This is a genomic window from Pseudomonadales bacterium (genome assembly GCA_013215025.1).
GTDB lineage: Bacteria > Pseudomonadota > Gammaproteobacteria > Pseudomonadales > DT-91 > DT-91.
The window spans coordinates 1-11,507 of record JABSRR010000070.1; the positions used below are offsets into that span (position 1 = coordinate 1).

13 protein-coding genes are annotated in these 11,507 nt (G+C 43.9%); 10 read left to right on the forward strand and 3 right to left on the reverse strand.

Annotated elements, in window-relative coordinates; all coding sequences use genetic code 11:
- A partial coding sequence (locus HRU21_06890; GenBank protein ID NRA42019.1) for an NADP-dependent isocitrate dehydrogenase occupies positions 1-1,512 on the forward strand: 1,512 nt, incomplete at its 5' end.
- Between the two features lie 83 nt (positions 1,513-1,595).
- On the opposite strand, the gene HRU21_06895 is transcribed toward HRU21_06890, so the two are convergent.
- Positions 1,596-1,865 (reverse strand): cold shock domain-containing protein, encoded by a 270-nt coding sequence (locus HRU21_06895; GenBank protein NRA42020.1) that lies wholly within the window; start codon positions 1,863-1,865, stop codon positions 1,596-1,598.
- Between the two features lie 362 nt (positions 1,866-2,227).
- Here HRU21_06895 and clpS point away from each other — a divergent pair, with 362 nt between their 5' ends.
- The 3 genes from clpS to HRU21_06910 all read left to right on the forward strand — a co-directional run bounded on the left by clpS (position 2,228) and on the right by HRU21_06910 (position 5,672).
- On the forward strand, positions 2,228-2,620 hold the full coding sequence (gene clpS, locus HRU21_06900; protein ID NRA42021.1) for an ATP-dependent Clp protease adapter ClpS: 393 nt from the start codon (positions 2,228-2,230) through the stop codon (positions 2,618-2,620).
- 40 nt (positions 2,621-2,660) lie between these two features.
- Entirely contained in the window at positions 2,661-4,922 is a 2,262-nt protein-coding gene (gene clpA, locus HRU21_06905) for an ATP-dependent Clp protease ATP-binding subunit ClpA (protein NRA42022.1), read from the forward strand.
- Positions 4,923-5,174: 252 nt separating this feature from the next.
- The gene (locus HRU21_06910; protein NRA42023.1) at positions 5,175-5,672 is read left to right on the forward strand and encodes an SRPBCC family protein; all 498 of its coding nucleotides are present in this window, start codon (positions 5,175-5,177) and stop codon (positions 5,670-5,672) included.
- Between the two features lie 141 nt (positions 5,673-5,813).
- Here HRU21_06910 and HRU21_06915 read toward each other — a convergent pair whose 3' ends face one another.
- Entirely contained in the window at positions 5,814-6,197 is a 384-nt protein-coding gene (locus tag HRU21_06915; GenBank protein ID NRA42024.1) for a PPOX class F420-dependent oxidoreductase, read from the reverse strand.
- 40 nt (positions 6,198-6,237) lie between these two features.
- Complete coding sequence (locus HRU21_06920; protein NRA42025.1) at positions 6,238-8,358, reverse strand: RNB domain-containing ribonuclease; 2,121 nt, start codon at positions 8,356-8,358, stop codon at positions 6,238-6,240.
- Positions 8,359-8,534: 176 nt separating this feature from the next.
- Here HRU21_06920 and smrA point away from each other — a divergent pair, with 176 nt between their 5' ends.
- From smrA to HRU21_06950, 6 genes are all read left to right on the forward strand, one after another.
- A complete protein-coding gene (gene smrA / locus HRU21_06925; protein NRA42026.1) occupies positions 8,535-9,104 on the forward strand; it encodes a DNA endonuclease SmrA in 570 nt (189 codons plus the stop codon).
- 33 nt (positions 9,105-9,137) lie between these two features.
- Positions 9,138-9,353 (forward strand): hypothetical protein, encoded by a 216-nt coding sequence (locus tag HRU21_06930; GenBank protein ID NRA42027.1) that lies wholly within the window; start codon positions 9,138-9,140, stop codon positions 9,351-9,353.
- Between the two features lie 9 nt (positions 9,354-9,362).
- Positions 9,363-10,070, forward strand: a complete 708-nt coding sequence (gene trmH / locus HRU21_06935) for a tRNA (guanosine(18)-2'-O)-methyltransferase TrmH (GenBank protein ID NRA42028.1) — start codon at positions 9,363-9,365, stop codon at positions 10,068-10,070.
- Between the two features lies 1 nt (position 10,071).
- Positions 10,072-10,560 carry a molybdenum cofactor biosynthesis protein MoaE gene (locus HRU21_06940; protein NRA42029.1) on the forward strand — a complete coding sequence of 163 codons (489 nt, stop codon included), beginning with the start codon at positions 10,072-10,074 and terminating at the stop codon, positions 10,558-10,560.
- 86 nt (positions 10,561-10,646) lie between these two features.
- Complete coding sequence (locus HRU21_06945; GenBank protein ID NRA42030.1) at positions 10,647-11,123, forward strand: flavin reductase; 477 nt, start codon at positions 10,647-10,649, stop codon at positions 11,121-11,123.
- Between the two features lie 19 nt (positions 11,124-11,142).
- On the forward strand, positions 11,143-11,507 hold a 365-nt coding region (locus tag HRU21_06950; protein ID NRA42031.1), incomplete at its 3' end, for an NUDIX hydrolase.

Consider the following 11,507-nt stretch of genomic DNA (forward strand, 5'->3'; position numbering starts at 1 on the left):
GAGCAAGTAGCTGATGCGAAAGCGCAGGGTGTTTTATTCTCACTGCACATGAAAGCCACCATGATGAAAGTGTCTGACCCTATTATCTTTGGCCACTGTGTAGAAGTTTTCTACGCAGACGTATTCGAGAAATACGCGTCTGAATTTGCTGAGATCGGCGTTGATGTTCGAAACGGCCTTGGTGACGTTTACGCAAAAATCGACAAACTTGGCGCTGACAAGGCGGCTGAAATCAAAGCAGCTATTGATGCGGTATATGCCGTATCGCCTGATATGGCGATGGTTGATTCTGATAAAGGTATCACCAATTTACACGTACCATCAGATGTCATCATCGATGCCTCTATGCCAGCAATGATCCGTACTTCGGGTCAAATGTGGAACAAAGACGGTAAGCAGCAAGACACCAAGGCGGTCATTCCTGATCGCTGTTACGCTGGTGTTTACCAAGCGACTATCGACTTCTGTAAAGAGCACGGTGCATTTGATCCAACAACCATGGGCTCAGTGCCAAACGTTGGTTTGATGGCGCAAAAAGCGGAAGAGTACGGTTCACACGATAAGACTTTCGAAGCACCAGCCAATGGTAAGATCAAGGTTGTTGCTAAAGATGGCGCTGTGCTGCTTGAGCAAGACGTTGAGACTGGCGATATTTTCCGTATGTGTCAGGTGAAAGATGCGCCTATCCAAGATTGGGTTAAGCTTGCTGTTAACCGCGCACGTGCTACTGGTAGCCCAGCTGTTTTCTGGTTAGATGCTAACCGTGCACACGATGCTGAGCTTATCAAGAAGGTTGAAGCGTACTTACCAAACCATGACACTGACGGTCTTGAGCTTTTAATCAAAGCCCCTGTTGAGGCGACTTTATTCTCACTTGAGCGTATTAAAGCCGGTCAAGATACGATTTCGGTAACGGGTAATGTTTTGCGTGACTACTTAACTGACTTGTTCCCGATTTTGGAATTAGGTACGTCGGCTAAAATGCTCTCAATTGTCCCATTAATGAATGGCGGCGGCTTGTTTGAGACGGGTGCAGGCGGTTCTGCGCCTAAGCATGTGCAGCAGTTCGAAAAAGAAAATCACTTACGTTGGGATTCCTTAGGTGAGTTCTTAGCATTAGCGGTATCTCTAGAGCACCTTGGTAACAACTTTGATAACGCTGGTGCACTAGTACTTGCTGAAACGCTTGATGCTGCAACCGCTAAGTTCTTAGACGAGAACAAGTCGCCATCACGAAAGTGTGGTGAGCTGGATAACCGTGGTTCTCACTTCTACCTAGCAATGTACTGGGCACAAGAGGTGGCAGCGCAAGATAAGAACGCTGAGCTTAAAGCGAAGTTTGCCTCTGTTGCGAAAGCAATGACAGACAATGAAGCGAAGATTGTAGCCGAGCTGAATGATGCTCAAGGCCCTGCTCAGGATATTGAAGGTTACTTCAAGCCAAATCCTGCCCTTGCAGCCAAAGCGATGCGGCCTTCTGCAACGCTAAATAGCATTGTTGATGCGATTTAATCAATAATCAGCAATATTGAGCAGTAAGCTTTGCTCAAGACGCATAAAAAAAGCCGCTTTAAAGCGGCTTTTTTTATAGATTCTTAATGAATATTGCCTGTATTCGCTTCGACAGAGTTGCCAACATTATCATTGTTTGTGGCTAGCTGTTCTATTGGCCTAATCGCGGTGGCGTGGATGCCGTTGGGACCAGAGATGGCCTCAAATAAGACTTGTTGGCCGGTCTTTAAGGTGCGGTAACCGTGCATATCTATGGATGAATAATGCACAAAAATGTCTTCATCAGAGTCTTCGGCAACAATGAATCCATAGCCTTTGGCATTGTTAAACCATTTGACTGTACCTTTTTCCATAATAATGATCCTTTTCGTTTATGGAACAACACTATCGGTATGCCTATTATCAAGCGCGTTGCGCAAAATCAGCGTGTGCCGACAGCTCTTGCTTTAAGCCATATTGGAAAATACTGGCAAAATATTGTTATTGTTAAGCTAAAAATCTACCTCAGATCCTTAAAGGGTCTAGATTTTTAATAAGCTAGAGCTAACCGCCGAGCAGTTATAGCTCTAGTTTTAGAAAAGATTACATTTTCGTCAAGTTTTTTATCTGGATTTCTGTGCCAGTGGTCAATTTTGTGTATAAAATCTTGATTTGACTATGTTTCGTATCAAAATAGGCATATCCTGATATAAATTAGTTGTTACTTACATTCCGTATGATTTTTACACAGAGTTTTACTAATGATCTGAGTTATTCTCAGCTATCAACTGCGGTTAAACGTATTACATGCAGCGATGACGAGCCGTCGCGAGACCATGATCTTACTGTTCTTGCTGAGCGTCCTCAGCTTAAACAGCCAGAAAAGTATCAAGTTGTTCTGATGAATGACGACTATACGCCGATGGAATTTGTTGTCGAAGTGTTAGAAATGTTCTTTTATATGAACAGAGAGAAAGCCACTCAAATTATGTTGGCAGTTCATACCCAAGGAAAGGGTGTTTGCGGTATTTATCCAAAAGATATTGCCGAAACGAAATCTGCACAAGTTAACGAGTTTTCTCGCACGCATCAACACCCCTTATTGTGTGAAGTTGAAGCGATTGAGTAGTTTTTTATGTTGTAAAGTCTTACTGCATGAGGAGTAAGTTATGTTAAGTAAAGCGTTGGAAAAAACCTTAAACGATGCCTTTAAGCGAGCTAGGGCAAAACGTCACGAATACATAACCGTTGAGCATTTATTGCTTGCCTTGCTGGATAATGAGAGTGCGCTTACGGTGCTCAAAGGCACGGGTGCAGATTTAGCAGCTTTACAGCAGGAACTTTCAAGTTTTCTAGAAACTACCACGCCAGTCTTGCCGCAGTCGGTCGAGGAGCGTGAAACTATTCCTACGCTTGGCTTTCAGCGTGTGCTGCAGCGTGCGGTGTTTCATGTGCAGTCTTCCGGTAAGCAGGAAGTGAATGGCGCCAATGTATTGGTTGCCATTTTCTCAGAACAAGAGAGCCAGGCGGTTTACTTGCTTAATCAACAAAGCGTTTCTCGGCTTGATGTGGTTAATTTCATTTCTCATGGTGTAGCTAAGTCAGAATCTGATGATGACGAAGCTGGCACTGGCTCAGACGATGCAGCCAGCGCTCAAGAACAAGCATCGGAGAGTGCTTTAGGCAATTACGCTGTCGATTTGAATGAACAAGCCCGACTGGGTAAAACAGACCCGCTTATTGGACGACAATATGAAGTAGAACGCGTTGCGCAAGTACTCGCGCGACGTCGTAAAAACAATCCATTATTGGTTGGCGAGTCAGGTGTGGGTAAAACCGCAATTGCCGAAGGCTTGGCTAAAATGATTGTTGATGGTGAGGTGCCGACGGTATTGAGCAATAGCGTTGTCTATTCGCTAGATTTGGGTGCTTTGCTTGCAGGTACTAAGTATCGCGGTGATTTTGAAAAGCGCTTTAAAGCCTTACTTGCTGAGTTGAAAAATCAAGCCGATAGCATCCTGTTTATCGATGAGATTCACACCATTATTGGTGCAGGTGCGGCATCGGGTGGGGTGATGGATGCCTCAAATTTATTAAAACCCCTACTTACCAGTGGTGACCTTCGCTGCGTTGGTTCTACCACTTACGAAGAATATCGCGGTATCTTTGATCAGGATCGTGCCTTATCTCGGCGCTTCCAAAAAATCGACGTACTCGAGCCTTCGGTCGATGACACCTATAAAATTCTTAAAGGCTTGAAAGGCCGTTTCGAGGAGCATCATAAGCTGCGTTATACCGATAAAGCCTTGCGTGCCGCTGCTGAACTAGCGTCTAAGCATATTAATGATCGATTTATGCCAGATAAGGCTATCGACGTCATTGATGAGGCTGGGGCTTACCAGCAGCTGCAGTCTGACTCAAAACGCAAAAAAAGTATTGGTGTATCTGAAGTTGAGGCGATTGTTGCAAAAATTGCTCGGATACCTGAAAAAACTGTCAGTAATGATGATAAAAAAGCGCTGCAGGACTTGGCGGAAAACCTCAAGCGGGTTGTGTTTGGTCAAGACGAGGCGATAGATACCTTATCCACTGCCATTAAGTTATCTAGAGCAGGTCTAACAACGCCGAATAAGCCTATCGGTTCTTTTATGTTTGCTGGGCCGACTGGTGTAGGTAAAACTGAAATTTCTAAACAGTTAGCCAATATCTTAGGTCTTGAGTTGATTCGCTTTGATATGTCCGAGTATATGGAACGTCATACAGTTTCTCGTCTTATTGGTGCTCCCCCTGGATATGTTGGCTTTGATCAAGGCGGCTTACTAACCGAGGCCGTTACTAAACACCCGCATTCAGTGGTATTGCTGGATGAAATTGAAAAAGCGCACCCTGAGGTCTTTAATATCCTTTTACAGGTTATGGACAACGGTACCCTCACTGATAATAACGGGCGTAAAGCCGATTTTCGTAATGTGATTTTAATTATGACGACCAACGCCGGCGCTGAATTACTGAGTAAGCGCTCTATCGGCTTTATGTTGCAAGATAATTCTACTGATGGCATGGAAGCGATTAATCGCATGTTTACACCAGAGTTTAGAAATCGTCTGGATGCCATTGTGCAATTCGGCGGCTTACCCTTGGATGTGGTGCATACGGTAGTCGATAAATTCCTATTCGAGCTGCAGTCGCAGCTGGACGAAAAAGGTATCACTATCCATGTATCTGAAGCCGTCAGAGATTATCTGGTGCAAGAGGGCTATGATCCACTCATGGGCGCACGCCCAATGGCTCGAGTGATTCAAGAGAAAATCAAAAAGCCTTTAGCAGAATTTGTGCTGTTTGGTAACCTCAATAAAGGTGCGGTCATTCAAGTTGATCTGCAGGATGACGAAGTTATCTTGCAAGAAGAGTCGCAGACGGCCACAGTGTAATGCACGCTTAGCGTTTGCTTGCGCAGCCATGTGATGCGCAGGCAGCTTTTACGCAGTTCTAATAATTAACTTTCTTTACTAAGAGTTCGGTTTAACTAACTGGGCTCTTTTTTGTTCTAGAAGCCGATGATTCTTGTTTGTGCTTTATTTCTCAAGCATTTTTCTTTTCTCTGACTTGGCTTTCTCTTACCATGGTCGTTTTTACTGCTTGAGGTTCTGATGTCGTCTACTAATACCCCTAATTCAAAAAAAATGTACCCATGTAGCGTGGTAGATGATCAATATATTCATCATGCACCCAAAAAATACGTAGCCAAAGTTGTGGTAAATGCCAGTGCTGAGCAAGTGTTTGAGGTGTTTGAAGATGCGGATGCATGGCCACAGTGGGCAATGCCGATAAACAAAGTGATTTGGACCTCACCTAAGCCTTACGGGATTGGAACAACGCGCATCGTTGAAATGATTGGTTTAACAGGTGATGAAACCTTTATCGCTTGGGACTACCCAAAGCATATGGCTTTTTGCTTTACCCAAATGTCCGAAAGTCTTATCGAAAGCTTTGCAGAAGATTACGTAGTGACTGAATTGGCTGACGGCCAAACAGAAGTGCAGTGGACCATGGCCATGACGCCACGTGGCTACGGTAAGATTACTATGGCGCTATTTGGGCCGATGATGGGCATCGGCTTGCAGTGGATGCTGAATGGTTTTAAAAAATACGTAGATCAGCGCTATCAGATAGCGCAATAGACAGTGCAATAGTTAGCGCAATAGATAACGTAATAGATAGTTTTAAGAGCTTGTTGAGTAAGTTAAGGGATTAATTGAATAATTTTTATATAGGCATGCTCGAAGGTACAGGCAGCGTGTAAAAATAGCTTGCCGTTGAATTCAGTCATCAAAACTAATGCGAATAAAGGCGCGCTTGTTGATCTTACCTGCTAAGCGAGAGATCAGGTTTAACATGCGCATCTTCCAACCGTATTGTTTTATCAATGCCTGCTCGGCGATTCGAGCTTCTGCCTGATCAAGCAGGGTAGCCGTTGCAGCCTCAAAACTGCCTGTAGGTTTCCCGGTTACCGTGCAAGTTTGTATTTTTACCGCAGAGAAATTGCGAATGCGTTTCACTTTGCCCGCTTTGCCTTCAGAAAATAAATAAAAACAGGGCTTGTTGAGGTGCTGGCTTTGACCAAACCACACCGGTGTATCTACCCAGCTACCATCACGTTTTTGCGTTGAGAGTAATAAGTATTCAGTTGACTGCCAGTTATTCATGCGTTGTTTCTATTGATTATGTTGCCTTATGGGAATCGCTTTACGCTTGCGATGTACTGTCTTGATCAATGGTTTCAGATGCATCAGTTTTGTTTGTTTCGGCTGCTGCTTTATCAAAAACCAGAGATAGCTTTAAGTTTAACTGTTCATTATCAATTGCGACTAATTTGACAGTGACAGTTTGCCCAAGTGTAAAAAATAAATCGTCGCATTTTAAGGTCAGACTATCTTGGTTAAAGCTATATTCGCGTTTCAAACTGCGCACATCAATCTGACCATGAATATCAAATTCAGGCCAGTAAACACCAATTTGACGGTGATTAACCATAGATACTGTGCCAGTGAATGTATCACCGAGCTTTTGTTTTAAAAATTGGCATTTTAAAGACAGTTCACAATCGCGTTGTGCCGCTCTAACAGACTGGTTTAATTGATTTAGACGACTGATTAAATCCTCGTTTAAGGGCTTAATCGGTTTGTTATTGACTAGGCGCTTAATGAGCCTGTGTACAATCACGTCACTGTATTTTCTGATTGGTGAGGTGAAGGTTGTATAGGCTTCAAAACCAAGGCCATAATGCGCCACTTTGGCTGTTTGCCACTCACTGCGCTTCAACTTTTTCTTGAGTATATCTGCAAGATTAATTTCACTGCTTTCTAATAGCTGCTGCTGAAAAGCTATGTACTGACTTAGCTGATTAATGTCATCATGTTGCGCAGCAAAATCTGGCATATGCTTTTTTAATAGGCGCTGTATGCCAGGCAGCTGCTCGGGTCTAAAACCATTAGCTCCGACAAATAATGCCGAGTTGCTATGCTTTGCTAAAAATAAGGCGGTGGCGTTGTTACATGCCAGCATACATTCTTCAACTAAACGTTGTGCAATATTTCGTTGATGAAATTCAATCCCCGTCATCTTACCATTTTCATCTAATTCTAAACGATAATCTGGGTAATCTGGCATGATGGATGCGTTAGTATCTCTCCAATTGCGGCGTGCTTGTGACATCTGATGCAGTTGAGAAATTTGTGCGCTTATCGTATCAGAATACTCAGGTGAATAAGTTTTGGATTCGCTAGCATTGATTTCAATACTCTCGGCGCAATTTTCAGCGTTATTATTCGAACCCTTGTCAGAGTTTGCGTTATCAATGCTATGAATATGAGCGCTCACATCATCATAGTTTAGCTTGCCTTGGCTTCTTATCACGGCGCTTTGATAGTCGCAGCAGAGGATGTTTCCATCAGGTTGAATGGTAATATTGCACACCAGAGCTAAGCGGTCTTGGTGTTCTTTTAATGAGCAGAGATTTGATGACAAAACATCCGGAAGCATAGGGATTTTTTGACCCGGTAAATAAATACTGCTCATTTGCTGCTGCGCTAAACGATCAAGCGGCGAGTTGATGTCAACAAAAGCCGTAACATCTGCGATAGCGACGGAGAGCAAATAATCACCGTTTTCCAGCGTTTTAATATGCAAAGCGTCGTCTAAATCTTGGGTATTGTTACCGTCGATGGTGATAAAACAATGATCACGAAGGTCTTCACGCTGCCCTGAGGCTATCTCATCATCGATGATTTGCTCAGCCGTCATGCGAATGGCTTCTAGCTCATCTTGTTGCCAATCCTTATGTGGCAGCTGATGTTTTGCGACACTGAAGCGGTGCTCAATATAGGCGTCTTCTTCACGACCAATAATTTGTGACACTTGCGCTTGAACGCGACCTTTATGCTTAAACGGATGCTGACAAATAGTGGCACCAACCAGCTCGCCATCGTTTAAATTTTTACGATGTTTTGGAGGAATAAAGATCCAACGTGTCAACTGTGGGTGATCGGGTAGCACATAAAGCTGGTTGTTTTTTGCCTTAATTTTACCCAAAAAATAGGAGAAGTCAGTAGAGAGCAACTTTTCAATGCGTGCGATGGGTTTCTCATCAGTTTTATCTGAGCGTTCTAAGATACATTGAACAGTATCGCCGGGTAATACTTTCTCCATTTCCGACTGTGGCAGCAAATACTCTTGTTTATCACTTTCGCTGATCACAAAACCAAAGCGTTTGCGGGTACCTTTAACCTCACCCGTTACTCGTTCAGTAGCGTCATGAATCTGTTTTTTTAAGTCTTTCAGTTGACTCAGTGCTGATGAATCAAGCATGTTAATTTCCGTTAAAATAATGCATCTAGATTAGCAGAAAAAGAGGGTGCTCCCAATCCTTTAATAGGCTAATTAGTGCTGCGATTCTGAGGCTGTATGCTATTTAAACAGCGAATATCGCAGTACTGAGTGTTTAACGTTATAATCAGCTAAGACAGACCAAAAAAGGCTTTCACATGCAAGATGATGATTTTTTATCGGCAATGTCAGATGTTAAGCCTCTGAAGCAAGACAGTGTCAAGCTGGGTCAGAAGCCAAGTCAAATTAATACCGATCAGGCAAAGCTCAGGCGAATGGCTGCTGCGGCTGAGCAGCAAGAGTCAGATGCACTGCTGCAGCGCACGGTAACATTAGTCGGGCCACACGATGTCATTGGCTATAAATCACCCGGTGTTCAAGACGGTGTATACAAAAAACTACGCCTAGCTCGATATGAAATTGATGGACGCTTGGATTTACATCAACATACGGTCGATCAGGCTAGGGTCGCTTTAGCGCGATTTATTAAAGACTCCATGGCATACGACTTGCGGTGTGTGCTGGTAATGCCGGGTAAGGGCGGACGTGATCAATCCGGCAAAGCAATATTGAAAAGTCATGTTGCGATTTGGCTCGAGGAGCTACCTGAGGTGTTGGCCTTTCATTCAGCCCAAGCCTATCACGGCGGAGCAGGCGCATTTTATGTATTGCTAAAAAAATCAGAATCGTCAAAGCAAAAAAATCGCGAACGGCACGGCCTGCGGTAATATGTTGATTTATTCGTAAATAGTGCATTCATCATGGTTGATATCATTGATTTTACAGCATCAAAACAAAAACAGCGCAAACAACAGCGAAAATCAACGCAGTCTGCTGCTCGAAAAAAACTGCGCTGCCAGAATGGTCACCATAAATGGCAGTTAAAAACCTCGCAACAATTCGATGTTAAGCAGGGACGTTTGGTAACGGTGTATCAATGTGCCTACTGTAAAAAAATTAAAACCACCTTGCTGTAACTATCGCTTATGACACCCACAAGGCTTGCGAAAATTCGTGCTGTACTTGATCGGCGGCAACCTGACTTAACGCTGATTACTGACCATGTTCACAAAGGTAGAAATCTATCCGCTATTGTGCGAACCTGCGATGCTGTAGGCATTAGCCAGTTACACTGCGTGATGGCCGATGATGAATACAGAGCTTTTCGTGGAACGGCCAAAGGCTCTCATCAATGGGTTGATGTGAAGCGCGCGCATTCGATGCGCGAGGCGGTTGAATGTCTGAAACCACAGGGTTTTCAGTTTGTTGCAGCCGATGTTTGTCCACAAAGCGTTGATTTTCGTGAGCTAGACTATTGTCGACCCACGGCTTTTATTTTAGGTGCTGAAAAGTGGGGTTTGAGCGTTGCGGCGCGGCAGGTGGTTGATCATTTTATTACCGTACCAATGGTAGGCATGGTTGAATCTTATAATGTATCAGTCGCATCAGCGATTATCTTGTCTGAAGCACAGCGGCAACGGGAGCAGCAAGGTTTTTATGCTAACCGGCGTTTACCAGACTCGATTTATCAGGATTTACTATTTGAATGGTGCCAACCTATTGTTGCGGCATACTGCCAACGTCAAAACCTACCATACCCTGACTTAGGAGAAGATGGAGAAATTCTGGAAGCTTCTAAGTGGTATCAGTCGGTTAAACATCTTGAGTCACGGACGCAGCAGCTGGGGTCATAAGATGTCCATATCGCCATTCGTTTACACTCAGGTCAGTGATGATGCTGTTGATGTGTCAGAACTAAAACAGCTGCTATGCGAAGGCTTAGCGAGTCGCTCAAGTATGGGGGCGATGGTTGAGTTTTCGGGTTTTGTTCGCGCAGATAAACACACACAGCAGCATAGCGACGCGGTTGAGGCTATAGAACTAGAGCATTATCCTGCCATGACGGAAAAAGCATTTGCCAAGTTGATTTCACAAGCAGTGTCGCTGTGGCCGTGTTTGGGGGTAGTGGTTTATCATCGTGTTGGTCGAATTGCTGTCAATCAAACCATTGTTTATGTTGCCGTATCTGCCAGTCATCGCGCTGCTGCATTTGCCTGTGCTGAATTTATNATGGATCACCTAAAGACCGATATACCGTTGTGGAAAAAAGAAATTTTTCGGCAGGGGCAGGCATGGGTAGAGCAAAAACAAAGCGATATTCAGGCCAAATCGCGTTGGGACTGAGGCGTCATTAAGAAACACAAGCGTTTTGAATCGAAACTCGCTATACTCTCGCCACGATTTTTTGTCTGATAATAAAAGGATTACTAATGAGCCTTGACCCTCGTGAATTTAGAAATGCATTAGGCCGTTTTGCGACCGGTGTCTGTGTTATTACATTTGAAGTTGACGGAAAGCCTTATGGAATGACCGCAAACTCATTCTCATCGGTATCGTTAGATCCTGCCTTAGTACTTTGGAGTATCCAAAAAGACTCTGAATGCGCGCCGATGTTTGAGCAAATCTCCCATTACGGTATTAATATTCTCACCTCTGAGCAGCAGGATGTTTCAAACCAATATGCGAAAAAGGGTGAGCATGACTTACTACCCGGCACTTACCGTCAAGGCAGCACGGGTGCATTTGTGCTAAAGCAAGCCATGACCAGCTTTGAATGTGAAATAGATCAGCGTATTGATGCAGGTGATCATATTATTTTACTGAGCAAGGTGCATGAGATGCATAACGACCCAGCAGATCGTCAGCCTTTACTGTTTTTTGCTGGAAAATATCGCGAAGTTAAATAGATAAGCATTTATCGGGCTTATGAAATTCTGTAGCGAGTGTGGTGGCAAGGTTAGTCAGCGGATTCCAGATATGGATGACCGCTTACGTTATGTATGTGACAGCTGCGGCGCCATTCACTATCAGAATCCAAAAATGGTCGTGGGTACGTTGCCCTATATCCGTATCGATGGCGAAATAAATATTTTGCTATGTCAACGCGCGATTGAACCCCGATTAGGGTTTTGGACCTTACCCGCTGGCTTTATGGAAAACGGTGAGTCTAGTAGTGATGGTGCAAAGCGGGAAACCTGGGAAGAAGCAGGGGTCAAATATGAAGACTCTACGCTATACCGCTTGTTCGATATTCCCTATATCAATCAAGTTTATCTGTTTTATTTAACCGA